This window comes from Caulobacter sp. FV2ye17ST (assembly GCF_058680955.1).
In genome coordinates, this window is record NZ_CM178727.1 from 362,195 (window position 1) to 388,719 (window position 26,525).

Annotated in this window: 28 protein-coding genes; 8 read left to right on the forward strand and 20 right to left on the reverse strand. The window is 67.3% G+C overall.

The window, feature by feature from the left end; translation table 11 throughout:
• Window positions 1–93: 93 nt before the first annotated feature.
• Window positions 94–345: a CopG family antitoxin gene (locus ACW17V_RS01765; RefSeq protein ID WP_492107185.1), complete on the reverse strand. Its 252-nt coding sequence runs from the start codon at window positions 343–345 to the stop codon at window positions 94–96.
• A complete protein-coding gene (locus ACW17V_RS01770) occupies window positions 326–622 on the reverse strand; it encodes a BrnT family toxin (RefSeq protein WP_492108720.1) in 297 nt (98 codons plus the stop codon). Before ACW17V_RS01770 ends, ACW17V_RS01765 begins: the two co-directional genes overlap by 20 nt.
• 266 nt (window positions 623–888) lie before the next feature.
• On the opposite strand from ACW17V_RS01770, the gene ACW17V_RS01775 reads away from it, so the two are divergent.
• Window positions 889–1,527: a glutathione S-transferase family protein gene (locus ACW17V_RS01775; RefSeq protein ID WP_492107186.1), complete on the forward strand. Its 639-nt coding sequence runs from the start codon at window positions 889–891 to the stop codon at window positions 1,525–1,527.
• Between the two features lie 82 nt (window positions 1,528–1,609).
• Here ACW17V_RS01775 and pgeF read toward each other — a convergent pair whose 3' ends face one another.
• Genes pgeF through lgt form a run of 3 tightly spaced genes read right to left on the reverse strand, consistent with a single transcriptional unit; the run spans window position 1,610 to window position 4,464 of the window.
• Complete coding sequence (pgeF, locus tag ACW17V_RS01780) at window positions 1,610–2,395, reverse strand: peptidoglycan editing factor PgeF (protein ID WP_492107187.1); 786 nt, start codon at window positions 2,393–2,395, stop codon at window positions 1,610–1,612.
• A gap of 1 nt (window position 2,396) precedes the next feature.
• Window positions 2,397–3,581: a class I SAM-dependent methyltransferase gene (locus tag ACW17V_RS01785; protein ID WP_492107188.1), complete on the reverse strand. Its 1,185-nt coding sequence runs from the start codon at window positions 3,579–3,581 to the stop codon at window positions 2,397–2,399.
• Window positions 3,568–4,464: a prolipoprotein diacylglyceryl transferase gene (gene lgt / locus ACW17V_RS01790; RefSeq protein WP_492107189.1), complete on the reverse strand. Its 897-nt coding sequence runs from the start codon at window positions 4,462–4,464 to the stop codon at window positions 3,568–3,570. Before lgt ends, ACW17V_RS01785 begins: the two co-directional genes overlap by 14 nt.
• A 115-nt stretch (window positions 4,465–4,579) precedes the next feature.
• Here lgt and ACW17V_RS01795 point away from each other — a divergent pair, with 115 nt between their 5' ends.
• The 4 genes from ACW17V_RS01795 to ACW17V_RS01810 all read left to right on the forward strand — a co-directional run bounded on the left by ACW17V_RS01795 (window position 4,580) and on the right by ACW17V_RS01810 (window position 7,003).
• A complete protein-coding gene (locus tag ACW17V_RS01795) occupies window positions 4,580–4,846 on the forward strand; it encodes an accessory factor UbiK family protein (RefSeq protein ID WP_492107190.1) in 267 nt (88 codons plus the stop codon).
• 131 nt (window positions 4,847–4,977) lie between these two features.
• Window positions 4,978–5,484, forward strand: coding sequence for a type III secretion system chaperone family protein (locus ACW17V_RS01800; protein WP_492107191.1), 507 nt, complete (start codon window positions 4,978–4,980; stop codon window positions 5,482–5,484).
• Window positions 5,485–5,611: 127 nt separating this feature from the next.
• Window positions 5,612–6,394: a pyrroline-5-carboxylate reductase gene (gene proC, locus ACW17V_RS01805; RefSeq protein WP_492107192.1), complete on the forward strand. Its 783-nt coding sequence runs from the start codon at window positions 5,612–5,614 to the stop codon at window positions 6,392–6,394.
• Between the two features lie 66 nt (window positions 6,395–6,460).
• On the forward strand, window positions 6,461–7,003 hold the full coding sequence (locus ACW17V_RS01810) for a TetR family transcriptional regulator (protein ID WP_492107193.1): 543 nt from the start codon (window positions 6,461–6,463) through the stop codon (window positions 7,001–7,003).
• A gap of 184 nt (window positions 7,004–7,187) precedes the next feature.
• Here the strand turns inward: ACW17V_RS01810 and ACW17V_RS01815 are convergent, their stop codons facing one another.
• The 12 genes from ACW17V_RS01815 to ACW17V_RS01870 all read right to left on the reverse strand — a co-directional run bounded on the left by ACW17V_RS01815 (window position 7,188) and on the right by ACW17V_RS01870 (window position 19,222).
• A complete protein-coding gene (locus ACW17V_RS01815; protein ID WP_492107194.1) occupies window positions 7,188–8,528 on the reverse strand; it encodes an ATP-binding protein in 1,341 nt (446 codons plus the stop codon).
• Window positions 8,528–9,229 (reverse strand): response regulator, encoded by a 702-nt coding sequence (locus tag ACW17V_RS01820; protein WP_492107195.1) that lies wholly within the window; start codon window positions 9,227–9,229, stop codon window positions 8,528–8,530. Before ACW17V_RS01820 ends, ACW17V_RS01815 begins: the two co-directional genes overlap by 1 nt.
• A complete protein-coding gene (locus tag ACW17V_RS01825) occupies window positions 9,226–9,732 on the reverse strand; it encodes a MarR family winged helix-turn-helix transcriptional regulator (RefSeq protein ID WP_492108721.1) in 507 nt (168 codons plus the stop codon). Before ACW17V_RS01825 ends, ACW17V_RS01820 begins: the two co-directional genes overlap by 4 nt.
• 241 nt (window positions 9,733–9,973) lie before the next feature.
• A complete protein-coding gene (locus tag ACW17V_RS01830; protein ID WP_492107196.1) occupies window positions 9,974–12,022 on the reverse strand; it encodes a TonB-dependent receptor plug domain-containing protein in 2,049 nt (682 codons plus the stop codon).
• Window positions 12,023–12,418: 396 nt separating this feature from the next.
• Entirely contained in the window at window positions 12,419–13,414 is a 996-nt protein-coding gene (locus ACW17V_RS01835; RefSeq protein ID WP_492107197.1) for a tetratricopeptide repeat protein, read from the reverse strand.
• A gap of 139 nt (window positions 13,415–13,553) precedes the next feature.
• Window positions 13,554–13,970, reverse strand: a complete 417-nt coding sequence (locus ACW17V_RS01840; RefSeq protein ID WP_492107198.1) for a DUF4870 family protein — start codon at window positions 13,968–13,970, stop codon at window positions 13,554–13,556.
• 3 nt (window positions 13,971–13,973) lie between these two features.
• Window positions 13,974–14,339, reverse strand: coding sequence for a DUF4870 family protein (locus ACW17V_RS01845; protein ID WP_492107199.1), 366 nt, complete (start codon window positions 14,337–14,339; stop codon window positions 13,974–13,976).
• Between the two features lie 146 nt (window positions 14,340–14,485).
• The gene (locus ACW17V_RS01850) at window positions 14,486–16,498 is read right to left on the reverse strand and encodes a TonB-dependent receptor plug domain-containing protein (RefSeq protein WP_492107200.1); all 2,013 of its coding nucleotides are present in this window, start codon (window positions 16,496–16,498) and stop codon (window positions 14,486–14,488) included.
• Window positions 16,499–16,524: 26 nt separating this feature from the next.
• Window positions 16,525–17,055 (reverse strand): hypothetical protein, encoded by a 531-nt coding sequence (locus ACW17V_RS01855; RefSeq protein WP_492107201.1) that lies wholly within the window; start codon window positions 17,053–17,055, stop codon window positions 16,525–16,527.
• A 440-nt stretch (window positions 17,056–17,495) separates the two neighbouring features.
• On the reverse strand, window positions 17,496–18,047 hold the full coding sequence (locus ACW17V_RS01860) for a hypothetical protein (protein ID WP_492107202.1): 552 nt from the start codon (window positions 18,045–18,047) through the stop codon (window positions 17,496–17,498).
• Between the two features lies 1 nt (window position 18,048).
• A complete protein-coding gene (gene folB / locus ACW17V_RS01865; RefSeq protein WP_492107203.1) occupies window positions 18,049–18,456 on the reverse strand; it encodes a dihydroneopterin aldolase in 408 nt (135 codons plus the stop codon).
• Window positions 18,457–18,469: 13 nt separating this feature from the next.
• Complete coding sequence (locus ACW17V_RS01870) at window positions 18,470–19,222, reverse strand: SDR family oxidoreductase (protein WP_492107204.1); 753 nt, start codon at window positions 19,220–19,222, stop codon at window positions 18,470–18,472.
• Window positions 19,223–19,398: 176 nt separating this feature from the next.
• Between ACW17V_RS01870 and ACW17V_RS01875 the strand changes: the two genes are divergently transcribed.
• On the forward strand, window positions 19,399–19,869 hold the full coding sequence (locus ACW17V_RS01875) for an NUDIX domain-containing protein (protein ID WP_492107205.1): 471 nt from the start codon (window positions 19,399–19,401) through the stop codon (window positions 19,867–19,869).
• Between the two features lie 104 nt (window positions 19,870–19,973).
• Window positions 19,974–21,428, forward strand: coding sequence for an aldehyde dehydrogenase family protein (locus ACW17V_RS01880; RefSeq protein ID WP_492107206.1), 1,455 nt, complete (start codon window positions 19,974–19,976; stop codon window positions 21,426–21,428).
• Window positions 21,429–21,491: 63 nt separating this feature from the next.
• On the opposite strand, the gene ACW17V_RS01885 is transcribed toward ACW17V_RS01880, so the two are convergent.
• From ACW17V_RS01885 to ACW17V_RS01895, 3 genes are all read right to left on the reverse strand, one after another.
• On the reverse strand, window positions 21,492–22,397 hold the full coding sequence (locus ACW17V_RS01885; RefSeq protein ID WP_492107207.1) for a hypothetical protein: 906 nt from the start codon (window positions 22,395–22,397) through the stop codon (window positions 21,492–21,494).
• A gap of 372 nt (window positions 22,398–22,769) precedes the next feature.
• Window positions 22,770–23,240 (reverse strand): GNAT family N-acetyltransferase, encoded by a 471-nt coding sequence (locus ACW17V_RS01890; protein WP_492107208.1) that lies wholly within the window; start codon window positions 23,238–23,240, stop codon window positions 22,770–22,772.
• Window positions 23,241–23,479: 239 nt separating this feature from the next.
• A complete protein-coding gene (locus tag ACW17V_RS01895) occupies window positions 23,480–24,412 on the reverse strand; it encodes a CPBP family intramembrane glutamic endopeptidase (protein ID WP_492107209.1) in 933 nt (310 codons plus the stop codon).
• A gap of 243 nt (window positions 24,413–24,655) precedes the next feature.
• Here ACW17V_RS01895 and ACW17V_RS01900 point away from each other — a divergent pair, with 243 nt between their 5' ends.
• Window positions 24,656–26,524 carry an AMP-binding protein gene (locus ACW17V_RS01900; RefSeq protein ID WP_492107210.1) on the forward strand — a complete coding sequence of 623 codons (1,869 nt, stop codon included), beginning with the start codon at window positions 24,656–24,658 and terminating at the stop codon, window positions 26,522–26,524.
• Window position 26,525: the final 1 nt, after the last annotated feature.

Genomic DNA, 26,525 nt, shown 5'->3' on the forward strand with positions numbered 1-26,525 from the left:
GATCGGCCCCGGAGCAAGACCTTAACGGCCCGTATGACGGATCAGCGACGCTTTGTGGCTTTCGGGTTGGGTCTGGGCCTCCACAGCGAAGGCCTACTTCCGCTCGGCCAGCGCAGTTTCGAGGGCTTCGCGAATGAACCGCTGATAGGGGATGCCACGCGCCGATGCGCGTTTCTTGACGGCCTCAAGCAGGGGTTCGGGCAGGCGCATGTTCACACGCGCCTCCTTCTTCTCAAGTTCGAAGCGCATAGGCTTGAACTGCGAGAAGTCCAGATCCGACAGGTCCTGAGTCAGGAAAGCCTCGGCGTCGTCATCGGTGGTCAGCTTAGGAACGGCTTTGGTCATAACGGCGCGCCTCCTTGGCGTGCATGTAACGGGCGCTGACTGGACGCAGATGAAGTTTTCCATCCTTCGCCCTGAGCGTGAACGCGATGAACATCGCCCGACCTTCGGGCGTCTTGCCCACCGCGATCCGCCGATCCTCGACATCGGAATGGGCGAGGTCCGGCGCGACCAGGGGATCGCCGAGAAGAACGGCTTCAATCTCCGCGATCGAAACGCCGTGCTTCTGGCATTTCTCTCGGTTGCCATCGTCCCAGTCGAAATCCTCGGCCAGCAGCATCAAGCGGTAGGTTGACATTTGTGTGTACAAATTTCAACCCCGCGCACTTTTTGAGCCTCCCGCGTGATCACCGACAGCAGGGGGCCATAGTCGCCCTCGCCGTTCAGGAAGGCTCGGCGGTTGGAGGGCTTTTCCGGCGGGGGACTCGTCCAGCGGGATCGTAGATCTCGCCCCGGTTCATACCCAGGGTCGTCAGCCGAGAGCGGCTGCTGCCAGACAGCTGTCAGCAGCCTCGGGATAGGGTGTCGCAAACAACTGGAGCCACCATGTCCGACCTCGTCTTCTACACCAACCCCATGTCGCGCGGCCGCATCGTCCGCTGGATGCTTGAAGAGGTCGGTCAGCCCTATGAGACCAGAATTCTGCGCTGGGAGACTGGAGACGCGAAGGCTGCCGACTACCTCGCCATCAATCCCATGGGCAAGGTGCCGGCCATCGTCCACGACGGGGTCGTCGTGACCGAATGCGCCGCCATCTGCGCCTACCTTGCTGACGTCTTCCCAGAGGCCGGTCTGGCTCCTCCCGCGCACAGTCCGCTACGCGGCCCCTACTATCGCTGGCTGTTCTTCGGGGCGGGCCCCATCGAGCAGGCCGTGGCCTCCAAGGCGGTGAACCTGGAGCCGACGATTGAGCAACGCCGCTCGCTGGGTTTCGGCTGCATCGAGGACGTGCTGGGCGCCGTCGAGACGGCGGTCAAAGACCGAGCCTATCTCGTGGGAGACCGCTTCACGGCCGCCGACCTCTACCTCGCCTCTCACCTGTCCTGGGGGATGAACTTCGGCACGATCGAAAAGCGCCCGGCGTTCGAGACCTATGTGGCGCGCCACGTGCAGCGCCCCGCCGCTGAGCGCGCCAACGAGATCGACAACGCCCTCATCCAGACCGAAGCGCAGCCGACGTCCTGAACCGGGAGGCAAGCGACTTCCAGGGACTGTCAGGCCGTCCGTCGCCCCGGACGGCCTGACGTCTCGTCCAGGCTCTGCCGCGCTACCCTTCTAGCGCGATCGCCGACAGCAGCCGGCCATAGTCGCCCTCGCCGTTCAGGACGGCGCGGCGGTTGGAGAAGAACAGGGCTTCCTCGGCGCGGGTGTCGCGGCCCACCCATTCGCGTTGCTCGATCCCGGCGGTGCGCAGGCGGTCCAGTACGAAGGCGGGCAGGTCGAAGAAGCGCTTGTCGTCGCTGACACCGGGCCGGAAGAAGTGGCCCGAGCCGGGGCAATCGGCCTCGAAGCGGTGCAGGAAATCGACACCCACCTCGTAGGAGTCTGGCCCGATGCAGGGGCCGACGGCCGCCACCATCCGTGCCGGGTCGCCGCCCAGCTCGACCATGGCGTCGACGGCGGCCTGCACCACGCCGTCCAGGGCCCCGCGCCAGCCGGCGTGGGCCGAGGCCACGATCCGGGCCTCGGGATCGACGATCAGCACCGGCGCGCAGTCGGCCGACAGGGCGCCGCAGACCACGCCCGGGGTCCTGGTGACGACGGCGTCGCCCTCGGGCCGCACGTCGCCCCACGAGCCGTCGGCCTTGATCGCGATGGTCGAATGGATCTGGTAGCAGGTGTTGAGGTCTTCGGGCGCGACCCCGAACCAGCGCGCGGCGCGGGCCCGGTTCTCGACCACGTCGGCCGGATCGTCCTTGCTGCCCCGCCCGACGTTCAGGCTGTCATAGATCCCGGTCGAGACCCCGCCCTGGCGCGTGAAGAAGGCGTGGCGGACGCCCGGCACGGCGGCCAGTAGCGGCGACTGGATCGTGGGCAGGGTGCTGTGCGGCATGTCAGGCGACCTCGAAGGCAGGCGGCGTGAAACCGGGCGCATGAAGGCACACGGCCTTGAACAACGCGCCCATCTGCGCCTGACCGGTCAGGCGATCAAGCTGTCTTGCGATCGGGTCGGCGCGATCGGGGCGGGCGGCGGCCAGGGCCTGCGCGCGGGCCTCGATGCCCAGCATCGCCAGGAACACCGCCTGCTGCAGGATCGGCCCGGCCTTCGCGCCCGCCTCGACACCGGCCGCCAGCACGGCGGGGAAGTCGGCCCAGACGGTCAGGTCGGCCCGGCCGGGGCTTTCCAGCGGATCGACCTTGCGGTGGTCCTGCAGGGCCTGCAGCGTGTCGCCGGGGCCGGCTGTGTCGCGGCCATAGTCGATCAGCAGCGCCGCGCCGCCGTCGGTGGCGACCCGGTGGCCGATCTCGGCGCCGAGGGCTTGCTGGGCGGGGGATGATTCGAGGACAGCGCCCAATGGATAGCCCCCTTCCCCCTTGATGGGGGAAGGGTTGGGGATGGGGGTGACCCCGGCGGTTGCGGCTTGGCGACGGCGTCCGTCACCCACCGCCGTAGTCACCCCCATCCCTGCCCTTCCCCCATCAAGGGGGAAGGGTTCTCTTGAGATGGCCTTCAACCCGAACGCCAACTCACCCGCCTCATCCAGCCCTATGACCCGCTCGGCCCAGCCCTTTTCGGTGCGGATGAACTGCCGGGCCGGCAGGCAATCCAGCACCTCATTGGCGACCAGGATCATCGGCGCGCCGGCGGGCACGGCCTCAAGCCGGTCCGCCCATTGCGGGCTCAGCATCGCGCCGGCCAGCCGCTGCGCCTGCAAGGCCCGCAGCGGCGGCGACACCTCGACCAGCCACAGGTCGGCGGCGGCGAGAAAGTCCGGCGCCAGCCGCGCGGCGCGCAGCAGGTCGCTGATCAGGGTTCCGTCGCCCGGCCCCATCTCGACCAGCCGGAACGGCGAGGGCCGACCCATGCGGGTCCAGGTTTCCACCGCCCACAGGCCGATCAGCTCGCCGAACATCTGGCTGACCAGCGGGGCGGTGATGAAGTCGCCGCCGGCCCCCAGATCAGGCCGCGTGGCGTAATAGCCGTCGCGCGGGTCGTGCAGGCAGCGGGTGAAATATTCGGCGACGCCGATCGGTCCGTCCTGAGCGATCTGCGCCTTCAGGCGATCAAGCAGGCTCATGAGCCTCGTCGGCCGGTTCGCGCAGGGCCTTCCACAGCAGCCAGACCCCGACCAGCAGCATCGGGATCGACAGGATCATCCCCATGGTCAGGCCGAACGGGAAGTCGGGCATGCCGTGGTCGGGATTGCGGACATTCTCCAGCAGGGCGCGGAACAGGCCATAGCCGATCAGGAAGGTCCCGGTCAGGGCGCCCCGGCGCTGCAGCCACTTCAGATGATGGGTCGCCACCCACAGGATGGCGAACAGCACCACGCCTTCCAGCGCTGCCTCGTACAGCTGGCTGGGATGGCGCGGATCGGGGCCGGCGGGGCAACGGCCGCCATTGGCCGCCTGGATGGTCTGGTTGCAGAAGATCACCCCGAACGGATGGTCGGTGACCCGGCCCCACAGCTCGCCATTGATGTAGTTGGCCACCCGTCCGAAGAACAGGCCGATCGGCGCGACCGGCGCGATCAGGTCGCCCAGCTTCAGCACGTCGATCTTCTGCTGGCGGGCGAACAGCAGGATCGCCGCGCAGACGCCCAGGAAGCCGCCGTGGAACGACATGCCGCCTTCCCAGATCTTGAAGGCCTCCAGCGGGTGGGCCATCAGCCCGGCCCGCTGGTCGGGATTGATCAGCATGTAAAAGAAGATGTAGCCCAGCCGCCCGCCCAGGATGATGCCCAGAGTGATCCACAGCACCAGGTCGTCGATCTGCAGCGGCGTCGCTGTCGGCGCGCGGCCGCTCCACAGACGCTCGGTGTTGACCAGCCGCACCGCATAGCGCCAGCCCAGCAGGATGCCGGCCACATAGGCCAGGGCGTACCAGCGGATGGCCAGCGGGCCCCATTGCAGGGCCAGCGGGCCCAGGTGCACGACCGGGTCGATATCGGGGAAGATCACGCGGCAGGCTCCGTTCCGGACAGATCGTCGCAGGCATAGCCGGTTCGGCCTTCGCTTTCACCCCCCGCTTCCCATATAAGGGGTGCGGACACCGACGCCCGCACCTGGAATTCCGATGCACAGCCAGAACCCCTTCCTCGACGAATTCGCCAAGCTGACCCAGGCGGCCATGGGCATCGCCCAGACCGCCGGCGAGGAAGCCAAGACCGCCATGCGGGCTCAGGCTGATCGTCTGGCGGCCGAGTTCGACCTGATCCGTCGCGATGATTTCGAGGCGCTGAAGGCCGAGGTCGCGGCGCTGCGCGAAGAGGTCGCCAGCCTGAAGGCCAAGAAGCCCGCCGCCCCCAAGGCCGACAAGAAGGCGCCGGGAACAGGCGAATAGCCTCCTCGCCGCTCGCCCTCGACGTGAAGGGGCTGTTACGCCGCTCGCGAAGCAGATTAGACTCACCGCGACGTAAGCGATTCATGGGGGGTCTCACGCCCGCCATCGCTCACGGGACGCGCAGGATTCCCATGGACACCCAACCGGAAGACGACGACGTCCTGATGGCTCTCGATCCCCTCGAAGTGGTCGAGCACGTGCTTTCGGCCGAAAACCTGACCTTTGACCGCACCGAAGACGGCGACCTGGCCTTCGCCCTGACCGGCGACTGGAAGGACTACGAGCTGTGGTTCGCCTGGCGGCCCGAGGCCGACTGCCTGCAGCTGTGCCTGTCGCTGGACCTGCGCGCGCCCAAGACCAAGCGCGCCAGCGCCTATGAGCTGCTGGCCATGATCAACCAGCGCGTCTGGCTGGGCCATTTCGAGGTCTGGACCGACGACGGCGAGGTGGTGTTCCGCCACGCCCTGGCCCTGCCCTCGGGCGAGCGCCCGACCATGGCCCAGGCCGCCTCGATGATCGACGCCGCCGTCGAAGCCGCCGACCGCTTCTATCCGGCTTTCGACTTCCTGCTGCAGGGCGCCAAGACCCCGGACGAGGCCATGGCCGCCTGCATGTTCGAGACCGTCGGCCAAGCATAATCAGCTTGTCATCCCGGCCGAAAGCCCGCATCGCGGGCTGAAGAGCCGGGACCGCGACAGACGCTGAGCTTCCGGCGGTCCCGGATCGGCCTTTCAGGCCGTCCGGGATGACAGCTAGGAGTTTCGCATGACCCCCATCCTCCTCCTCGGCGCCGGTCGCATGGGCGGCGCGCTGATCCAGGGCTGGCGCGAAGCCGGAGCCTTCGCCGCCACCGACCTGATCGTCCGGGATCCCAACGTCGACGCCGCTGCCTTCGCGGGCGCTCTGGTCAATCCGCCGCTGGACGCCCTGGCCGCCGCCAGGACCGTCCTATTGGCCGTCAAGCCGCAGATCTGGCGCGAGGCGATCGGGGACGTGGTCCCTCATCTCGCCCCCGACGCAGTGATTGTCTCCATCGCCGCCGGCGTTCGCGCCGCCGACATCTCCGAAGCCTTCGGCGGTCGCGCCGTGGCCCGGGTGATGCCGACCACGGCCGTCGCCATCGGCCGGGGCACGGCCAGCGTCTATGCCGACACGACACAGGCGCGCGCCGTCGCCCACGCCCTGTTCGCGCCGGTCGCCACGGTAGTGGATCTGGACGACGAAGAACTGCTCCACGCCGCCACCGCCGTCTCGGGCTCGGCCCCGGCCTATCTCTACGCCTTCGTCGAGGCGCTGGAGGCGGCCGGCGCGGGAGCGGGTCTCGACCCGGCGGCGTCGGCGAAACTGGCCCGCGCCACAATCATCGGCGCGGCGGCCCTGATGGAGGTTGGGGGCGAAGAACCGTCCGAGCTGCGCAAACAGGTCACCTCGCCCGGCGGCACCACGGCGGCGGCGCTCTCGGTGCTGATGGGCGAAGGCGGCTTTGGCGACCTGCTGCCCCGGGCGCTGGACGCGGCGATCGCGCGGTCGAAGGAACTGGGCGGTTAGGGCAGGCGCTCGCGCACAACGCGCGCCGCCTTGTCAGAGCCGCGTTTGAGCGCCATCTGAGTCCTCATGACCGCCGCAGAAGACATCCTCGACCGCGCCGCCGCCGCCGCTTTGGCCCTGGCGTCCGACAAGCCCTGGCATTTCATCGCCCTGCGCGACATCGCCCTGAAGGCCGAGATCCCGTTCGCCGAGCTGTACGCCCTGGCCTCGGGCAAGGGCGCGGTGCTGGCCCATCTGTCGACGCGTTTCGATCGCGCCGCGCTGGGCACCGTTTCCGCCGACGAGGCCACGCCGCACGACCGCCTGTTCGACGCCGCCATGGCGCGGCTGGAAGCGATGGAGCCGCATCGCGCGGCGCTGATCGCCATCGCCAGCTCCGAGGGCGTGGTGGTGTCAGCCCTACGGTTCCCCAAGACGGCGCGGGCCATCCTCGAGGCCGGCGGCGTGGAAGCCACGCCCGTACGGCTGGCGGCGATGACGGCGGTCTGGGCGCGCACGGTCCAGGTCTGGCGCGACGATGAGGGCGCGCTGAACCGGACGATGGCCGAGCTCGACAAGCGGTTGAAGCAGATGGCCGAGCGGCTGGGGAAGATCGGGGCGGGGTTCTAGTGACGAAAGGGGTCAGAGGCTTTCTGTGCCCGGTCTGTGACTATGCTGACCCCGACGCTCCGCCCTACGCCAACGGCCAGGACGCTTGGTATCAGGAGATATGTCCTGGCTGCGAAACCCAGTTTGGCTACGACGATGCTTTGGTCAGTCTCACTGACTTGCGGCAAGCGTGGCTTGCGCGCGGCTAGCCCGGCAACCGCATCACCGCCCGCAGTCCGCCCATGACCGACCGCTCCAGCACCAGGTCGCCGCCCAGCCCGCGCGCCATGTCGCGGGCGATGGCCAAGCCCAGGCCGACGCCCTTCTCGTTCTGGTTTCGCGACTCATCCAGGCGGTTGAAGGGCTTGAAGGCCTCTTCGTAGCGATCCTCGGGAATGCCCGGACCGTCGTCCTCGACGACGATCTCGACCCCGCCGATGATCCGCGCGGCGGCGGTGACGCGCACGTGGTCGCCATGGGCGGCGGCGTTGTCGATCAGGTTGGCCAGGGCGCGCCGGAAGGCGTTGGGGCGCAGTTCGACGGTCAGTCCGGGCGGCGCCTCACACGCGACCGTAGCTCCGGCCCGGAGCGCCGCCGCCACCACGCCGCCGATCAGGTCGGTCAGGTCGACGGTCTGGGGCGCCTCGCCGCCCTCGCCGCGGGCAAAGGCCAGGTACTCGTCGATCATGTGCTCCATCTCGGCCAGATCGCCCTTCATGGCGTCCATCCGCTCGCACGGCTCGGCCAGGGCCATTTCCAGCTTCAGGCGGGTCAGGGGCGTGCGCAGGTCGTGGCTGACACTGGCCAGCAGGGCGGTGCGCTGTTCGATATGGCGCTGGATGCGGGCCTTCATGGCCAGGAAGGCCTGGGCCGCCTGGCGCACCTCGCGGGCGCCGTGCGGCTTGAAGTCGATATCGCCGCCGCGCCCGAAGGCGTCGGCCGCGTCGGCCAGACGCTCGATGGCTCGCACCTGATTGCGGATGAACAGGATGGCCACAGCCGTCAGCAGCAGGGTCGCCACCACCATCCAGACGATGAAGATATGGCCCTGGGTGGCGAAGGCCCGGTCGCGCAGGGCGTAGATCTGCAGCACCCCGCCGTCCACCTGCACGCGGATGTCGATATAGGCGGTGTAGCGGGTGGTATCGAACCAGAAGGGCACGTTCAGCCGGTCGGCCAGGGCCACCTGCAGCGAACGGTCCAGCGCCGGCAGCAGCGAGGGACGCCGCCCGGTCGGCAGTTTCTTGCCCTTCTGGAAGGCGATGGAGAGGGCCAACGATTCCTCGGCCCGGTCGGCCAGCCTGGCCACGGCGGCGGGGCTGGGATCATCCTGATAGCCGGCCACGGCCCAGGCGACGTCGCCGGCCAGGCCCTCCGACAGCCGGCTGTTCACCGTTTGCCAGTGGGCGTCGAAAAAGGCCCAGGTCACGGCGATCTGCATCACCGCCACCGGCAGGACGATGATCAGCAGGCTGCGCCCGAACAGGGAGGTCGGCAGCCAGCGCTTGATCTGGCGCGGGATGTAGAGCTTGGCGCGCAGGCGCATCAATCCGGCGCCAGCCGATACCCAATGCCCCGAACCGTCTGCAGATAGCGGGGGTTCTTCGGATCCGGCTCGATCTTGCGGCGCAGGCGGGTGACCTGGACGTCGATGGCGCGGCCGGTGGCGTCGGCGGTGTCGCGGGCCAGTTCCAGGCGGTCGACGGGCTCGTGGGCCGAGCGGGCCAGGCGGCGCATCAGGGCGACCTCGGCCTCGGTCAGGCGCACGGGCTGGCCGTCGCAGGTCAGTTCGCCGCGCTCGGGCTCGAACGCGCAGCGGCCCAGCGACAGCTCACGCGGGCCGGTGGGACGGGCGCTGGTGCGACGCAGGATGGCCTCGATGCGCAGCAACAGTTCCTGCGGTTCGAAGGGCTTGCCCAGATAGTCGTCGACCCCGTGGCTCAGGCCTTCGATGCGGTCCTGGGTCTGGTCGCGGGCCGTCAGCATCAGGATCGGGGTCTTGCCGGTCTCGCCGCCCATGGCCCGCAGGCGCCTGGTGAAGGCCATGCCGTCCTCGCCCGGCATCATCACGTCCAGCACCATCAGGTCAAAGTCCAGCGAGCCGCACAGGCGGTCTGCGCCGGCGGCGTCGGCGGCGGTGCTGACGCGAAAGCCGGCCCGGACCAGGAACTCCTTCAACAGCTTGCGGATGCGGTCGTCGTCATCGACGACCAGCAGGTGGCGTTCGCGGCGTTCCTCGGGCGTCATGCCACCACTCTACGCGTCGGACCCACGCCCTGTCTCGGCCCGGCCAGCGCCGCCAGGATGCGGCGCGTGCCCGCCACCCCGTCCAGCCCGCCGGTGCGATAGGCCTTGGCCAGCAGGGTGCGGAGGCGATCGGCGGTGCGGGCCTCGAAGGCCACGCCCTCGGGCGTCAGCACGGCGGGCTTGCGGCGGCCGTCCAGGTCGCCCGATCCGCGCTCGACCAGCCCGGCCTTGGTCAGGTCGGCCAGGGTGCGGCTGGCGGCCTGTTTGGAAAGACTGGTCAGTTTCGACAGGTCCTGCACGCCGATGCCCGGCCGGCGGCGCAGCAGGAAGGCGGCGCGCCAGTGCGACCGGCCCAGGCCAAGCGTCTCGGCTTCCAGCGCCGCATCGACCGCCGCCCATAGGGCCGCCTCGGCCAGCAGGATCAGCTCCAGGCCGCTGTCCAGCTCCTCCTCGCGCAGGATGAGCCGGGGATCGGCCGCGCCTTGCTGCAGGGGGGCTATCATCGCCGTTAAGTCCACTTGTCTGTCGGTCGGAATGTCGGGAGGTCTATGGCGCACGGTGGCCGAGATCGACGAGGCCCGCAAGGCGAGCACGACCCAGAACAGGCGCAGCGGCCGTTCTGCGTGCTCGATCACCCGCCGCGACAGGGCGATGAGCGGTGTTTCAGCGGCGCGGCCCTGAACGACCAAGCCGTCCGGGATCGCTCCCGGACGGCTCGTGGAGGCTCTTGCCTGAGGCCCGACCTCAGAAGGTCTTGCGCAGACGCAGCGAGACGAAGGTGTTGGGGTCGATGGCGCGGTCCTCGATGAAGGCCACCGCGCGGGTCTCGCGGTTGGCATAGACGATGCGCTGTTGGGTGAAGTCGTCCCACAGGTTCAGCTGGGCGCGGATCGCCAGGGTCGGGGTCGGCTTGTATTCGACGAAGGCCTCGTAATACTGGGCGCCGCGCCAGGTGCTGGTCTGGTCCGGATCATAGGTGCCCTGGCCCAGCAGAGGCAGCCAGTTGATCCCCCATTGGGTCTTGTAGCGGACCAGGTCCTGCTGGAAGCCCAGATTGGCCTGGGTGGGGCGCACCTGCGAGATCGGCCGGTCCTTGCCCGTGGTCGGATCGGTGACGTGGGTCTCGTTCCAGTCGTTCTTGAAGGTGAAGCGTCCGCCCGGGATGCCCAGCCTGTCGACCGGCACGACGATGTTGACCGACAGCTTGTCCAGCGTGCCGTCGCCGATATTGCCGGTCGCCGACAGGCCGCCCGGCAGGGGCAGGCGGTCGATGACGCCGATGATCTCGTCGTGGCGATAGCCGATCGAGACGATGCCCTCGCCCCAGAACCGGCGCTCATAGGTCAGTTCGGCGATCCAGCGCTGTTCCGGCTCCAGATCGACATTGCCGCCATAGACGGTCTCGTCGTCCAGCTCGGCCGAGGCGGCGAAGTCGCCGAAGTCCAGCTGACCCAGTTCGCGCTCGAAGCGGAAGCGGACCTGGTTCTTGTCGGCGGGCGTCCAGGTGGCCAGCAGGCGCGGCTTGGCGAAGAAGAAGCTCTTTTCCTGATCGGCGTCGCCCGACTGCTTGATGGTCGAGGTTTCCAGCCGCAGGCCGCCTTCCAGGCTCAGCTTGGGGTTCACCCGCCAGGTGGCCTTCGAGAAGGCCTCGCCGCGTGTTTCCTCCACCTTGACCGAGGCCGAGGGCAGGGGCACGGCCACGCCGCCCTGGGTGAAGGCCTGGGTGACCTCCAGCATGTTGTAGGCGATCTCGCCACCGGCCTCGAGGGTCAGGGACGCCGAGCGCTCGTTGCGCACCAGGGCGCGGAAAATGGATTCGGAGGACTCGCCTTCGGCGCTGAACCGCTGTTCAGGCCGGGCGACGCCGCCCAGGATTTCGTTGCTGGTCGACACGTCGTCAAAGGTCTCGAACTCGTGCATCGCCCGGGTCTCCAGCGACCAGCGCGGCGCGAGCGGGCGGCTGTAGGTCAGGCCGAGTTCGCCGTCCTTTTCCTTGTTGGCGAAGTCGCTGTCGCGCTGCGCCGCGCCCGAACGCTGACGGCTCCATTCGTTCCAGTCGCCGTCGCCGTAGCGGGCGGTGGCGTCCAGCTTGCCGCCGGCGAAGGGGCCGTTGAAGTTACCCCGGATTCCGTGGCCGCCGCCCCAACCGTCGTTCTGGTAGAATTCATCGCGGGTCACCGCGCCGGCGCCGTCGCGGCGGATCGTGCGGCCCGGGCCGTTGGAGTCGCTGGTGCCCATGCCGTCCGACAAGGTCACGCCCCAGCTACGGTCGCCATCGCGGGCGGTGAACTGGTAGGAGCCGCCAAAGACGTCGTGGCCGCCGTCGAACAGCATGGCGTTCATCGTCAGGATCGACTGGCGGCTGGCGGTGGTCTTCAGGATCACGTTCACGATCACCGAATAGCCCTGCATGTCGACGCCGGCCGCGCCGCCACGGATCAGCTCGATGCGCTCGACCTGGTTGGCGGGGGTGCGCGACATCACGCTGGAGCCGGTGTCGTTCTTGGAGGCCGGGCGGTTGCCGTTGATCAGGATGTTGCCGACCGCGCCCTCGAAGCCGCGCGCGCCCGAGCCGTCATTGACCGAGAAGCCCGGCACGCGGTTGATCATGTCCAGGGCGGTGTTGGGGCGCTGGGCGGCGAAGAAGTCGGGCTGGAAGACCAGAACCCCGCGCTGGCTGGCGTCGTCCGCGACCGCGCTGGCCGGAGCCGGCGTTTCGGCCGTCTGGGCCGCGAAGGCCGAGCCGGCGGTCAGGACAAGCGCTGTGGTGGCCAGCAGAATGGTTCTGGTCATCGATTTCCCCCTCGAACTTACAAAGAGAGGTCTGCCGGGCTGGTGCGTTTATCTCAAGTTACAAGGGCGAAAGGTTTTTATTTCTCTGTAATCATTACACGGAGTTCATGTTTCGAACATTCAGATCAGAGAGTTAACAGATATTGTATTTGAGAGATGATTGATCTGTTCGTGTCCTGCAATGCCTATATCTGGTCAGCGTTCGCCGGCGCCCATCGCGATCGGCTTTCTGAGTTTCACTGACCGACGCTTGCCTTTAGCTCTCGCGCCTGGGCTTGGGCGTCGTGTTCAGCGCCACGGCGGCTCACAGGCGTTCGCCCGGCAGCCGCCAGGGCGTCTCGCCGGTCATCGGGCGTTTCCCGGCGCTATGGGTTTCTCAAGCGGGAAAAGGCGAGGTCAGGTCGAGACCTTGGCTTCCAGCTCGGCCAGCCGCTGGCGGGTCAGGGCCAGGTCCGAGCCGAACCGCGCCGGATCGGCGGCGGCCAGGCGCGCGGCGACGTCATAGCTCTCGCGATACAGGTCCAGCGCCCGCATGCGGTGGCCGCGATCCTCGCGCAGGTCGGCCAGGCGCTCCAGCGATACCGACAGCGCGCGCTGGGCATGCGGGTCCTGGGCCTCGCGGCCGCCGCTGGACCGGCGCAGGGCCAGGGATTCCTCGAAGGCCGACAGGGCGTCGTCCAGGCGGCCCTCGGTCTCGGCCACATCGCCTACCCCGGCCAGGGTCCCGGCCAGCAGCTCCATGGCGTTCAGGTCGCTGGGCGCGGCGCGCAGGGCGTCGCGGGCATGAGAGACGGCGGTGTCATAGGCCTCGGCGGCGTCGTCCATCTGGCCCTGGCCGCGGGCGAAGTCGCCCAGGTCGCGATAGACGGTGGCCAGTTCGCGGTCGCCGCGGGCGGCGGCCTTCATGGCGATCAGCATCCGGGCCGCTTCGGACCAGGATTCGGCCCGGGTCAGGGCGACCATGCGCTCGCGCATCTGGGCGAAGGAGTCGCCGGTGGTCGGCGCGGGCCTGGCCGGCTGGGCCACCGGGGCCGGACGGGGCGCGGCGGCGGGCGCCGGCTCCGGCGCACGCGCGACATCGAGCACTGGCGTGGCGATGGGCGCGAAGTCCTGGGCCGGCGCGACGACGGGCGCGGCTTCCAGACCACTTTCGAGATCGAGGGCGACAGGCCCCTTTCTGCGCGGCTTGGGCTTTGGCCGAGGGGTCAGGGCGGCGACGACGAGTACTCCCCCGAGTATCGCCGCCGCCGCGCCGGCTAATGGTCGATGCGGCTCAAACGGTCCAAGATCCAGGTTCGCGGCCCAGCTTCCCAGCTGCCCCCAGCCCGCGACCACGTATCCCGACGTCGCCAGGATCGTCCCCAAGATGATCCCTACGATGCGAGCCAGCATGCCGCCCCCTCCAAGACGTCCATTCGCCAGGAGCGACAGGTCAGCCGACAGCGCCCCCGCCGTCGAGCCGTCTCAACTGGCAGGGGAAGTGCGTGCCGAAAGACGACGCTCCCAAGGGCGCCGGCCGCGAAAGGCGCCTCTAAATCAGCCATGTCCGGGGTCTTGGATAGGATTCGCCGCGCGCCAGGTAATAGATCCCGACGCCGCAGCGGACCGCGAACCACACGCCGACCAGGCCCATGATCATGGCGCCGGCGGCCACCACCGGGATGCCGACCAGCAGGATCGACAGCGGCAGGCCCAGGATGAACAGCACCAGGCCGATCAGGAACCAGCCGATGGTCAGCCAGAAACTGCGGATGGCGAAGGTGTAGTGGCTCGCGTTGATCGGTCCCGCCGTCGAACGGTTGGCGTAGGCCACGATCAGGCCGACGATGGTGGTGGCCGCGCAGCTGGCGAAGCCCAGCACGTACAGGCCGTAGACGACGGCCGGCAGGACCTTGTCCTCTTCGGCGCGGACTGTCGGCGGTTGGGCGGGAGCGGAGACGTCGGTCATGGCTCAGAGCATCCAGTTGGTGGGGGTGGGGTAGGCCTGGCCCTTCAGCAGGAAGGACAGGCCGATGATGCTGCGCACGGCGATCCACACGCCCAGGGCGGCCAGCAGGAAGATGCCGATCCCGATCACCGTCAGCGCCCCGCCGATGATGCCGAACAGCAGCGACAGCCAGAAGGTGCGGATGGCGAAGGTGTAGTGGCTCTGCAGCCAGTCGGGCGCGCCCTTGCGGCTGACATAGGCCAGGATCACGGCGATCACCGAGGTGACGCCCCCGGTGATCAGTCCCGCCAGGGTGAGGGCGTAGACGACGATCGGCAGGGTCTTGTCATCCTGCAGGGCCGGCGGGACGGCGGGGTCGAGATCGGTCACGGTGACGTTGAACCTTGGAAAACGATGGTGTCCCAAGGATCGTCCTTATCGGCGATCGATGCAAATGAAGGTCCCGTAACCCGGGCGCATGCAAAAGGGGCCCCGCCTTGCGGCGGGGCCCCTCGCGCTTCAGCGCTAGATGACGCTTACCAGCTCTTGGTCAGGGTCAGGTAGGCGCGGCGTTCGGCTTCGAGGCCGGCCGTCTGACGCTGGCTCTTCTCGATCAGGTTCTGACCGCTGAGCGCCAGGGTGAAGCCCTGCTCGAACTGGTAGGCCACGCGGCCGCCAACCGAGGCGTAGCCCTCGACCGGGACCAGGGCCGAGGCCGCGTTGTAGGCGTCGAAGCCGCCGACATAGCGGACATAGCCGTCAGCGGCCCACTTGGCGTCCGCCCAACCCAGGGCGACGTTGCCGCGATAGGCCGGGGTGGTGCGCTCGTAGGCCGCGATGCGGCCCACCGGCGAGTAGCGGGCCAGGGGCTTATCGTCGACGTCGGTCCAGGTGTAGTCGGCGCTCCAGTGATAGCCGCCTTCGACATTGCCCGAGGCCTTCAGTTCGACGCCCTTCATCTCGGAATCGCCGATGTTGACATAGCTGATGATCGGCAGGCTGACGGCGGTGGGCGCGATGTCCAGTTGCGTCGTCGACGGCTGGCCCTTCACGTCCTCGGTCTTCTGCACGAACACCGAAGCGCCGATCTTGGCGTTCAGCGACGGCAGGGCGCGGTCGTAGCCGATCTCGTAGTTGGTGACGATCGACGGCCGCAGGGTCGGGTTGCCGATGACGCCGATCGTGAACGGGCCCTGGACGACCTTCAGTTGCACGGCGCCGAGATCGACCAGGGTCGGAACCTGGACACCCTTGGCGACGGTGGCGCGGATCGAGTCAAAGCCGGTCGGACGATAGACCAGGCCCAGATTGTAGCTGGTCTCTTCGATCGCACGGTCCCAGTAGGCGTTGCTCACCAGCGGGTAGCCGGCCGGGAACGTGCCCGAACGCTCCAGTTCCAGCCGGTCGAAGCGCACGGCCGCCGTCGTCGACAGCTTGTCGGTGATCGCCCAGGTCCACATGCCCGACGCCGCATAGACGTCATAGGACAGCTGGCCGCCAGCGAGCGGCGCAGTGTTGACCTCGTTGTGGCGATATTCCGCGCCGACGCGGAAGGTGTGCTTGGCGCCGACCTTGAACAGGTCCTGGGCGCTGATCACGGTGATCTCGTTGTCGAACTTGGTCGCCTGGCCGACGATCAGGTGCTTGGCCGACAGCATGTTGCGATAGGCCGACAGTTCCAGCGTGCCGAACCGGGTTTCAGACGCCAGGGCGCCCTTCACCGAGCTGGTCACGTATTTGGTCGGCGAATAGCTGTTGCTGGAGACGATTTCGCTGATCTGGACGTTGGACCACGAGCCCTCGACACGCAGCTCGGTCTTGTCGTTCAGCTGGGTCACGGTGTCGAGATTGGCGGAAACCCGGGCCGGATCGGTCAGCAGGTTTTGGGCGATCCCGGCAGTGTTCTTCCACTCGTCCATCTGGACGGCGCCGGCCGACAGGCGGGCCGAGAACCGCTCGCCCAGCTTCACGGTCTTGACGGCGGAGACCTCGGCGTGACCGCCGACGCCCGCGCGGACGGTGACCGAGCCGACATTGTCGAACTTGGGGTTGAAGGTGATGATGTTGACGACGCCCGACACGGCGTTGAAGCCGAACAGAGCGCTGTTGGGGCCCTTGACCACCTCGATCTGGCGGATCTCTTCCAGCTGCACCGGCAGGGTCGCCCAGGCGGTGTAACCGTAGTGGTCGAGATAGACCTGGCGGCCGTTGATCAGAACCAGCAGGCGCGGCGACATCGCCTTGTCATAGCCGCGCACGCTGATGTCCGAACCGGCGGCGCCGGCGTTCAGAACGTCGAGGCCGGCGACGCGGCTGAGGATGGTGGGCAGGTCGGTCGCGCCCGAGCGCTTGATGTCGGCGGCGGAGATGATCTCCATCGCGACCGGCGCTTCGGTCGAGCGCTGGGGCGAACCGGTGGCGCTGGTGGTGACGGGTTCGTTGAACAGCTGCTCCATGGCGCCGTAGTCGATCGACTGGGCGGAAGCGGCAGTGGCCGAAGCCAGGATGATCAGGCCGACCGAAGCGCCGGCGAAGAGAGTCGTTTTCATGGTTTTGTCTCGTTCGTTCGCTGGGGTCAGACTTCGCGGATCATCATGCGGAAGGCGGCCTTGAAGACCGCGCCGACCGCGGCGGCCGCCGCGCGGCTGACCACGATTTCCACCTTGGGGTCGGCCGAGACGCTCATGACGCAGGCGCCGCTGGTGACGCAGGACATGTCCGAACCGATGGTGATGATCTTCTTGCCCTTGGCGGCGGCGCCGACCGGGCCGGCGTTGACGCCAGTGGTGATGTAGAGGGCCGCGACGCCCGACACGCCGGCGACGTCGTCGGCTTCGACAGGCTTGCCGACCAGGGTCAGGGCGCCGGCGCTGAGGCCCGCGCCGATGGCGGCCATGACGGCGTTCTTTTCGGCGACGGAGGCCGGCTTGGACGGGTCGAAGACGACGCCCAGCGTGGCTTTGCCGGTCGGGCCGTTTTCGAGGAAGGTGAGCGCCCGGCCCGCGACCTGCAGGTCCTTGGCGGCGTCGGCGTGAGCGCTGATCGGCGCGGCGACAAGCGCCATGGCGCACAGCGCCAGAGCGCCGGACTTGGTCTTCTTCAACATTCTATTGATCCCCTGCCCGGATTTTTCGGGCTTTCACTTTTCGCGAAGTGGGCGGGGAACGGTGAAGGAAAGGTAATCGAAGATGGGATATCGGCGTTCGCCATATTCCATCCATAACAATTCAGTAGATGTAGATTTTCATGAATAGATTACAATTATCATTATTTGAATGTATTCATCGATATCAGACATTGATAAATACGTATTAAGCGCCGGAGTGGTATCTGGGATGATTCAGATTTGGCCGATCTATAAGTCCGGGTGTATTTTGATTGCGAAACCGGAAGCAGAGTAGGTTCAGGCTTGATCTGAAATCGCTGTTTCCGGCGCCTCGGTCTTGAGTCGGGCATTTTGTCGCAGGGGCGCGATCGGCCGGGTTCTGTCCCCGTTTTGGGTATGCGACGGGCGCGCTTTCGATCCGTCCACGGTCGAATGAAGCCCTAGGGCAGCAGGTCGCGCGGCGGATCCCTCGGATCGAAGCCGTCACCGCGCGACAGCCAGGGCAGGGCGGCCAGCAGCAGGATCAGCACGAAGCTCATGCGCGCGGCCATGTCGATCCCGACCCCGGCCATGCCGGCGCTGAGCGACGAGACCAGCAGGGCGACGACGCCGATGGCCAGGAAGCCGGCGACCCAGGTCAGGGCCGGCCGGGCCTCGATGCGGGCCAGGTCGAAGCGGGCGGCGGGGGCGGCGTCGGCGGCCTGGCGCGACAGGGCGCGCACGAAGGCCGAGAAGCTTTCCAGCCGGTCCTCGACATGGCCGGGGCCGGCATAGCTCTGGGCGATGATGACCATCTTGGCGCGGCCAAAGCTCAGCTGCAGCACCCGGCGATGGCCGCCCTTGGGCGCGGCCGCCAGGCGAAAGCGGGTCAGGGCGCTCAGGGGAAAGCCGCGCACGCGAACGCCGCGCGTCTCGACCAGCGTCCCGTCCTTCAGCGTCCAGACCGTTTCAGGCTGGAACGGCGCGAGGCGGGCGCTGTGGGTGTGGGACATGTCAGGCGCGGACGGCGGTGATTTCCACGCCGGCGGCGGCGGCGTGCGGGGCCAGGGCCAGGGGCTTTTCGACCCGCACCCGCGCGCGGGTGACGCGGCTGTCGGCGAAGCAGGCCTGGGCCAGGCGCTCGGCGAAGGTCTCGACCAGATCGATATGGCCCTCGTCGGCGATCGACCGGGCGGCCTCTCCGATGGTCTCGTAATTGACGGTGTCGCCCAGGCGCTCGCAGTGGCTGGCGGCCACGTCCAGCTCGACATCGATGACCAGCGGCTGGCGGCGGCCGTGCTCGTGGTCATAGACCCCGATCCAGGCTTCCACCTTGAGCGCGCGGACGAAGACCTTGGTCACGATCACGCGGGCGACCGGAGCCGAATCGGCGGTGTTTTCGGCGAGGGGAGAGGCGGCCAAGCGGCGCCCTTTCTTAGGGTGCGACGATGTCGGGCGTGCGCCAGGCTAGATGCTGCCCGGCGTCCACGGCGATCATCTGGCCCGTGACCGCCCTTGCGTCAATCAGATAGCGCAGGGCGGCGGTGACGTCGTCGGGGGTGGCGCGGCGCTGCAACAGGGTGCCGGCGGCCTCGGCCTCGAACTCGCCAGGGGCCTGATGGACATTGGGCAGGGTCGGGCCAGGCCCTATCGCATTGACGCGGATGCGCGGGGCCAGGGCCTGGGCCATGGTCTGGGTCGCCCACCACAGGCCCGCCTTGCTGAGGCTGTAGCTGAAGAACTGCGGATTGGGCCGCCAGACGCGCTGGTCGACGATATTGACGATCAACCCCTCGGCGTCGTCCGGCAGGGCGGCCGCGAAGGCTTCCGCCAGCACGATCGGCGCGCGCAGATTGGTCTCGATGTGGCTGTCCCACAGGGCGCGGTCCAAGGATCCGACCCGGTCGTCCTGAAAGCTGGAGGCGCTGTTGACCAGCAGGGTCAGCGGACCCAGAGGCGCGGCCTGCGCGATCAGGCCCGCGACCTGGGCCTCGTCCGACAGCTCGGCCGCGACCGCGATGGCCCGGCGGCCCAGGGCCAGGACGGCGGCCACGGTGTCCTGCGCTTCGTCCGGCGAGCCGCGATGATGCACGGCCACGTCATAGCCGGCGCGCGCGGCTTCCAGCGCCAGGGCCTGGCCGATCCGACGCCCCGCGCCGGTGACCAGGGCGGCGCCGCGCGAGCTCATGGCTGGCTTAGTCGGGACGGCCGAACTCGATCATGTTCAGGGCAAAGAAGACGCCGAGAAAACCGGCGATGACGAGGATCGCGATCATGACGCGGCTCCGTTGAAGACCAAGGGTCCTGCGGCTTTAGCGAGGCGAGGGCCTGACCGCAAGACCAAGGACGGCTATCCTGCCCGCCATGCTCTGGCGCCGTCGCATCGAACCGTTCACCCGCCCCCTGGTCTATGCTTGGTTCCGCTGGAAACGCGGCCTGACGCTGGGGGTGCGCGGGCTGGTCACCGACGGCGAAGGCAGGGTGCTGCTGATCCAGCACACCTATATCCCCGGCTGGTACCTGCCCGGCGGCGGGGTCGAGCGGGGCGAGACGGCGCAGCTGGCGCTCTGCCGCGAACTGCAGGAAGAGGCCGGCATCCGCGTGCTGGGCCGGCCGGTGCTGCTGTCGGCCCATTCCAACGAGCCGCGCCACCCCGGCGACCACGTGCTGGTCTATCGCGTCGACGCCTGGGAGCCCTGCGACGCCTCGGCCCAGGGCGAGATCCACGCCGTCGACTGGTTCGCCCCCGACGCCCTGCCAAACGACATCAGCCCCGGCACGCGACGCCGGATCAGCGAAGCTCTGGACGGCGTCGACAGCGATGTGATGTGGTGAGGGCTTCCCACATGAACGCCGATCATTAAAATGGTTGTTTGAACAAGGCCCGCCGCACACCACGTCAGAGCGGACCACAATCGCATCAAGGGCAGGAGCACGGCATGCGCGACTACACCAAGTTCTATATCGACGGGGCCTGGGTCGATCCGGTCGCGCCCCCCCAAGGCAATGGCAAGACGCTGGACGTGATCAACCCGGCCAATGAAGAGGTCTGCGGCAAGATCTCGATGGGCGGCGTCGCCGACGTCGACAAGGCGGTCATGGCCGCCCGCCGGGCGTTCGAGACCTTCAGCCTGACCAGCCGCGAAGAGCGCGTCGACCTGCTGGAACGCATCGTCGCCGAATACATGAAGCGCTTCGAGGACATGGCCAAGGCCATCACCGAAGAGATGGGCGCCCCCGCCTGGCTGGCCCAGCGCGCCCAGGCCGCCATGGGCATCGGCCACGTTCAGACCGCCATCGCCGTTCTGAAGGACTACAAGTTCGAGGAAGATCGCGGCACCACCCGCATCGTCAAGGAGCCGATCGGCGTCTGCGCGTTCATCACGCCGTGGAACTGGCCGGTCAACCAGATCGCCTGCAAGGTCGCGCCCGCCCTGGCCACCGGCTGCACCATGGTGCTCAAGCCGTCGGAAATCGCGCCGTTCAGCGGCTATATCTGGACCGAGATCCTGCACGCCGCCGGCGTGCCGCACGGCGTGTTCAACCTGGTCAATGGCGACGGCCCCACGGTCGGCGCGGCCCTGTCCAGCCATCCTGAAGTCGACATGGTGTCGTTCACCGGCTCGACCCGGGCCGGCATCGAGGTGGCCAAGAACGCCGCCCCGACCGTCAAGCGCGTGCACCAGGAGCTGGGCGGCAAGAGCCCCAACATCATCCTCGAAGACGCCGACTTCCAGCGCGCCGTCACCGGCGGCATCGCCTCGGTGATGATGAACTCGGGCCAGTCGTGCAACGCCCCCACCCGCATGCTGGTGCCGGGCAAGAAGATGGACGAGGTCATCGCCATCGCCCGCGCCGCCGCCGAGTCCCATACGGTGGGCGACCCCAACGGCAATTCCAAGATGGGCCCCGTCGTCTCCGACGTGCAGTGGAACAAGATCCAGGGCCTGATCCAGAAGGGCATCGACGAAGGCGCCACCCTGGTCAGCGGCGGCGTCGGCCGTCCCGAGGGCCTGGACAAGGGCTATTACGTCAAGCCCACCGTCTTCGCCAATGTCACCAACGAGATGACCATCGCCAAGGAAGAGATCTTCGGCCCGGTCGTCGCCATCCTCGGCTACGACACGGTCGATGAAGCCGTGAAGGTCGGCAACGACACCGAATATGGCCTGGCGGCCTATATCTCGGGCGGCGACCAGGACAACGTCCGCAAGGTGGCCTCGCGCCTCCGCGCCGGCCAGGTGAACCTCAACGGCGCCAGCCCCGACATGATGGCCCCGTTCGGCGGCTACAAGATGAGCGGCAACGGCCGCGAATGGGGCGACCACGCGTTCGGCGAGTTCCTCGAGACCAAGGCGATCCTCGGCTACGCGCCGAAGGTGGCGGCGGAGTAGGGGTTACCTGCTGAGTTAGACGGGTTTGGAGGGGCGGGGTCGAAAGGCTCCGCCCTTTTTTCGTCAGCCCGCTCGAAGGCCTGATTGCGCTTCTTCCCGAAGGAAAATCGCCAAAGTTCGGGCTACGTCGTAGCTGTCAGGAAGGCCGATCTGAATAGCACTAGCGTCGAGAGCCGCGGCCATAATGCCAAGATCATATCGACCCAGGTTCCGATAGCTGACCTCGGGAACCCGCATCTTCACGAGGGGTTCAGGGTCACTTGCGGAAAATAGAAAGCCTACGCCTATCTGGGGGTATCCAAGGCAGACGCCATCGTGCCCTAACCCCGTGAGTATGGCTGTGAACTGTCCGCCATATTGGTCGATCAGTGGAACGCTTTGCCACCCTTCTTCCTCGACGGTGAGTGATCGGACTTCTTTCCAACTCCAGACATGTGAAATGGATGTCTCGTACCCCACCGCTGCGCCGCCGACAGTGCAAGAGATCGGTAAACCCGCTACCCCGTCTGTAGGGGCTCGAACGACCTCTCGGAAAGCGTCCCGCACGGCGGTTAGCTCTTCGAAAAAATTGTCAGGTGGGTTCTGAGGGAGCCGCTGCCTAAAGGCTTGAAAGGCTGGTTGAGAGCCAATGTAGCCGCGCGCGCACTGTCTAATTTCTCCAGCCTGGACGATGTTCATTTCTCGGCCGTCGCGCTTGAGCGCAATGAAGTCGATTCTACCGTGGGAGGAGAGGTGGCATTTGAGAACTCTCTCCATAAACGCCGGAAATTCACGTGGAGCGTCGGCCAGAAGTCCAGATAGAAAGGATGTGTCGCCCGCGTAGCCCAGCACAGTTTCCCCGATTGTGAGAACCTTCAAAACGGGTTCGAGGAAAGGGTTTTGTGACTGCTTTGTCAGTGGGATGATGGTTGCGGTATCAGCGATAAGTACGCCTTCTCCGTCGCGGCAAAGGCCATAGACCAACGTCATTGAGGTTCCTTGCGACGCCTCGCGCGTCCCACCAAGCCCTTCATCTCTTGGAGGCTGCAGCGTGCCGGTCTGGGCAGGTCAGTCAAGGCTCGCCTCTGGCGACCGCTTCGCGGCGACGCGAAGCGTCGGCCTTGAGTGACCTGTCCAGACCGGCGATCGTCTCGCCGTGAGATGAAGGGTTGGCTCCCTTCGGCGCGAAGGGGCGGCAAGCCGCTCTCGTATAAAACACCGTCATTCCCGCCCCGAAATGAGGGGATGCACCGACACTGGCGAAGGTCGGCCGCCGCGCCCGGAAGCGGACATGGTGATCGCCCGTTCGGGGTGAATCGTGGACATTGCGGCTACGGCAGCATCGTAAAAAGCGGCCGGTGCTCAGTTTTCGAAGCGGATGGGAATGCGCCGTTTCTGAAAGCCGGTCTTTGACTGTTCGAAGCCTGCGCGGAGATAGAAGGCCTGCGTTTCTGGCTTCTTTGACCCAGTCATCAGCATGATCTTGTAGCAGCCCGCCACCCAGGCGGCGTCTGAAGCTGCGTCCAACATCTGCTTTCCAAAACCCTGGTGCCTATAGTTGCTATGGGTGACAACATTTTCCACCAGGCCATAGGGGCGTGCCGCGCGCGTAAGATTTGGAATGACGACAAGGGTACAAGACGAAACTAGCCGTCCATCCGCCTCGCCAAGAAAGATCGCGCTTCCATAGTAGGACATGAAGCGTTCGAGGACCTCCGCAGCGTGGTCGAGGCTAGGCCTCTCATCGCCCGGCGTAAGATGCTGATACAAATCCAGAAGCGTTGCGATGTCTTCACGCAATGCGGGCCTGATGCTCAATGTTGACGAAGCCATATTCTGATCATGGCAGAGCAAAGGACTGTTCGCTACGGGGCGCGGGTCCCCCACCGCCAGCACTCGTCGGTTTCGGACTACACATGCCCTTGTGGCGGGAACCCCTCTATCCGCCGCAGGGGCGGGAGGGGCGAAGTGCGCGCGCACTTCGCTGGCGCTTCACGTGTCAGCTGAACCAGAGGTTCCCGCCACGAGGGCGGGAATGACGGGAGGTTTGGGCGGGAGGGGGAGGGAAGGGGCTACCCCAGCCCCGGCGCCGAATACCGCTGCCCCTGACGCAGCGCGCCGGTGGCCAGGAAATAGATCACGCCGGCCAGCAGCACGACGCTGGTGGCCACGCTGGCTTCCGGGCCGAAGGCGCCGCCGGTCAGCCACCAGGGGGCGCCCTGGGCCGGGGCGAGGTCGACGACCAGGCTCTGGACGGCGATTTTGCCGCCGCTGACGTCCAGGCCGAAGCCCACGCCCAGCAGGGTGTTCCAGGCGCTGTGCCAGGCGCAGACGCCCCACAGCGAGCCTTCCTTGATCGCGTAGAGGCTGATCATCACGGCGAACAGCACCAGATTGACCATGGCGAAGGCCAGTTCGATCGACGGCTTGATATTCCCCCCGTGCAGCAGGGCGAAGATGACCGAGTTGATGGCGATGGCGGCGATCAGGCCGTGGCGCGAGGCGATCAGCTGCATCAGCCAGCCGCGGAACATGATCTCCTCGGTCGCGCCCTGGATCATGAAGCCGCCGAACAGGCACAGGATGGGGATGAACAGGGCCGGGCTGGGCGCGCTCCAGACGCCGATCCCCTCGATGCGATAGGCTCCCAGGGCCCAGGCCAGGCCGATCGAGGCAAACAGGAAGCCGGCGCCGACCAGCAGGCCGCGGCCATAGCGCAACAGGGCGTCGCCGTTCAGGCCGAGGGTGGCGGGAGAGCGGCGCTCGAACAGCCAGGCCCAGGCCAGGATCAGCAGGGTCGTGAAGCCAAAGCCCACAAGCTGGATGGCCATGGGCTGCCACTGGGTGGCCAGGTCGGCCGAGTGAAAGCCCATCGGCTTGAGAATGCCGAAGATCGTCAGCATCTGGCCGGCGATCAGGAACAGCAAGATCATCGGGATCGCGGCCGCCGTCCAGGTGCGGCGATGGCGCGACGTGCGCGGCGCGTAGAGTTCGATTTTTGTCATGGAATAATACAGGCGAGCGGCTCGCCTTACCGATCTGTCATGATGGGTGACTGTTGTCTGTATTAGCGGCGTATCTGCGGGGATTTGTATTTAAATCTTTGTCACGTTTTGGCCGTTTTCATTAATGGGCGTGGCGCGGCGGGCCTTCCTCCAAGCTCCCCCAGCGTCATCCTTGCCGTCGGCGCAGGTTCCGTTAACGTCACGGCCCAACAGAACAACGATAACCTACCCGGGAGAGAAACCATGACGCCGTCCGATGGCGCGTCGCCCGTGCGCGACGTCAGCGAGGTTCCTTTCAAGCCCCTGCCTATGAAGGGACCCGACGTCAGCGTCGACTATCGGCCCGACGGCTCGCTGGTCATCACCTCCAACCACGCCCCCGGCGAAGGCCCGCGCTCCATCGCCCATTTGCTGGCCCAGAAGGCCGGCGAGCATCCGCAGCGGCCTTACCTGAAGCAGCGCGAGCCCGGCCACGGGCCCTGGCGGATGACGACCTATGGCGAGGCCTTTCGCGCGGTCGAGGGCATCGCCCAGTGGCTGCTGGACCAGGGCCTGACCAGCGACGACAGCGTCATGATCCTGTCGGGCAATTCGATCGAGCACGCCCTGATGACCCTGGGCGCCTATACCGCCGGGGTTCCGGCCGCGCCGATCAGCCCGGCCTACAGTCTGATCTCGACCGACCACGCCAAGCTGAAGCACTGTTTCGACAAGGTGGCGCCGCGCGTGGTCTTCGCCCAAAGCGGGGCGCTGTTCGCCAAGGCGCTGGAGACCCTGAAGGCCATCGACCCGACCGTGTTGGTGGTCACCGCCGACGGGACGGGTGACGGCGCGGTGAGCTTCGCCGAGGTCGCCGCCACGATCCCGACCCTCGCGGTGGAGGCCTCGCGCGAGACCCTGGGCCCGGCGACGGTGGCCAAGTACCTGTTCACCTCCGGCTCGACCGGCATGCCCAAGGCCGTGCCCCAGACCCACGGCATGATGGCCGGGGTGATCGCCGGCCAGGATGGGCTGAAGCTGGACGAGCCCGACGACGGCGAAGTCTCGCAGGGCCTGGAATGGATGCCGTGGAGCCATATCTCGGCCGGCAATATCAGCTTCAACGGCCTGCTCTGGGCCGGCGGCACCCTGCATATCGATGAGGGGAAGCCCCTGCCGGGCATGTTCGAGACCACGATCAAGAACCTCTACGAGGTCTCGCCCGTGGTGTTCGGCTCGGCCCCGATCGCCTTTTCCATGCTGGCCGAGGCGATGGAAAACGACCCGGTGCTGCGCAAGTCGTTCTTCAAGAACCTGCGCTATATGGGCTATGGCGGGGCGACGCTGTCCAACGACGTCTATACCCGCATCCAGGCCCTGGCCGTGGCCGAGACGGGCCAGCGCATCCCGCTGACCACCATGTACGGCGCAACCGAAACCCAAGGCATCACCGTCACCCACTGGATCACCGAGCGGGTGGGGCTGGTCGGTCTGCCCCTGCCGGGCATCCAGCTGAAACTGGCCCCCAGCGGCTCCAAGTTCGAGGTGCGGGTCAAGGGGCCCACCGTGGCGGCGGGCTATCACAAGGATCCCGAGAAGACGGCGGCGGCCTTCGACGAGGAGGGCTTCTATCGGCTGGGGGACGCGGCGCGGTTCGTCGATCCCGAAGACCCGGCCAAGGGCCTGGTGTTCGACGGCCGGGTGACCGAGGACTTCAAGCTGGACAGCGGCACCTGGGTCAGCGTCGGGGTGCTGCGCCCCGACCTGGTGGCCGCCTGCAGTCCCTATATCGCCGACGCGGTGATCTGTGGTCAGGACAAGGGCTTCATCGGCGCGCTGTTCTGGCCCTCGCCCTCGGGGCTGATGGCCCTGGTCGCCGATCCGGGGCCGGGCACGCCGATGGAGAAGCTGACCGCGTTCCTGCGCGAGCGGCTGGCGGCGTTCAACGCCGGGGCCGGCGGCTCGTCGCGCCGCGTCGCCCGCTTCACCGTGATGACCGAGCCACCCTCGATCGACGCCGGCGAGATCACCGACAAGGGCTATGTGAACCAGCGCGCCACGCTGGAGCGCCGCGCGGCCCTGGTCGAGGCGCTGTACGTCAATCCGCCGCCGGAGGGCGTGGTGGCGGTCTAGG

Bases quoted from the DNA above. Each gene is read 5' to 3' on its own strand.
- ACW17V_RS01765 (WP_492107185.1), bottom strand. From the start codon at position 345: ATGACCAAAGCCGTTCCTAAGCTGACCACCGATGACGACGCCGAGGCT.
- ACW17V_RS01770 (WP_492108720.1), bottom strand. From the start codon at position 622: ATGCTGCTGGCCGAGGATTTCGACTGGGACGATGGCAACCGAGAGAAA.
- ACW17V_RS01775 (WP_492107186.1), top strand. From the start codon at position 889: ATGTCCGACCTCGTCTTCTACACCAACCCCATGTCGCGCGGCCGCATC.
- pgeF (WP_492107187.1), bottom strand. From the start codon at position 2,395: ATGCCGCACAGCACCCTGCCCACGATCCAGTCGCCGCTACTGGCCGCC.
- ACW17V_RS01785 (WP_492107188.1), bottom strand. From the start codon at position 3,581: ATGAGCCTGCTTGATCGCCTGAAGGCGCAGATCGCTCAGGACGGACCG.
- ACW17V_RS01795 (WP_492107190.1), top strand. From the start codon at position 4,580: ATGCACAGCCAGAACCCCTTCCTCGACGAATTCGCCAAGCTGACCCAG.
- ACW17V_RS01800 (WP_492107191.1), top strand. From the start codon at position 4,978: ATGGACACCCAACCGGAAGACGACGACGTCCTGATGGCTCTCGATCCC.
- proC (WP_492107192.1), top strand. From the start codon at position 5,612: ATGACCCCCATCCTCCTCCTCGGCGCCGGTCGCATGGGCGGCGCGCTG.
- ACW17V_RS01810 (WP_492107193.1), top strand. From the start codon at position 6,461: ATGACCGCCGCAGAAGACATCCTCGACCGCGCCGCCGCCGCCGCTTTG.
- ACW17V_RS01815 (WP_492107194.1), bottom strand. From the start codon at position 8,528: ATGCGCCTGCGCGCCAAGCTCTACATCCCGCGCCAGATCAAGCGCTGG.
- ACW17V_RS01820 (WP_492107195.1), bottom strand. From the start codon at position 9,229: ATGACGCCCGAGGAACGCCGCGAACGCCACCTGCTGGTCGTCGATGAC.
- ACW17V_RS01825 (WP_492108721.1), bottom strand. From the start codon at position 9,732: ATGATAGCCCCCCTGCAGCAAGGCGCGGCCGATCCCCGGCTCATCCTG.
- ACW17V_RS01830 (WP_492107196.1), bottom strand. From the start codon at position 12,022: ATGACCAGAACCATTCTGCTGGCCACCACAGCGCTTGTCCTGACCGCC.
- ACW17V_RS01835 (WP_492107197.1), bottom strand. From the start codon at position 13,414: ATGCTGGCTCGCATCGTAGGGATCATCTTGGGGACGATCCTGGCGACG.
- ACW17V_RS01840 (WP_492107198.1), bottom strand. From the start codon at position 13,970: ATGACCGACGTCTCCGCTCCCGCCCAACCGCCGACAGTCCGCGCCGAA.
- ACW17V_RS01850 (WP_492107200.1), bottom strand. From the start codon at position 16,498: ATGAAAACGACTCTCTTCGCCGGCGCTTCGGTCGGCCTGATCATCCTG.
- ACW17V_RS01855 (WP_492107201.1), bottom strand. From the start codon at position 17,055: ATGTTGAAGAAGACCAAGTCCGGCGCTCTGGCGCTGTGCGCCATGGCG.
- ACW17V_RS01860 (WP_492107202.1), bottom strand. From the start codon at position 18,047: ATGTCCCACACCCACAGCGCCCGCCTCGCGCCGTTCCAGCCTGAAACG.
- ACW17V_RS01870 (WP_492107204.1), bottom strand. From the start codon at position 19,222: ATGAGCTCGCGCGGCGCCGCCCTGGTCACCGGCGCGGGGCGTCGGATC.
- ACW17V_RS01875 (WP_492107205.1), top strand. From the start codon at position 19,399: ATGCTCTGGCGCCGTCGCATCGAACCGTTCACCCGCCCCCTGGTCTAT.
- ACW17V_RS01880 (WP_492107206.1), top strand. From the start codon at position 19,974: ATGCGCGACTACACCAAGTTCTATATCGACGGGGCCTGGGTCGATCCG.
- ACW17V_RS01885 (WP_492107207.1), bottom strand. From the start codon at position 22,397: ATGACGTTGGTCTATGGCCTTTGCCGCGACGGAGAAGGCGTACTTATC.
- ACW17V_RS01890 (WP_492107208.1), bottom strand. From the start codon at position 23,240: ATGGCTTCGTCAACATTGAGCATCAGGCCCGCATTGCGTGAAGACATC.
- ACW17V_RS01895 (WP_492107209.1), bottom strand. From the start codon at position 24,412: ATGACAAAAATCGAACTCTACGCGCCGCGCACGTCGCGCCATCGCCGC.
- ACW17V_RS01900 (WP_492107210.1), top strand. From the start codon at position 24,656: ATGACGCCGTCCGATGGCGCGTCGCCCGTGCGCGACGTCAGCGAGGTT.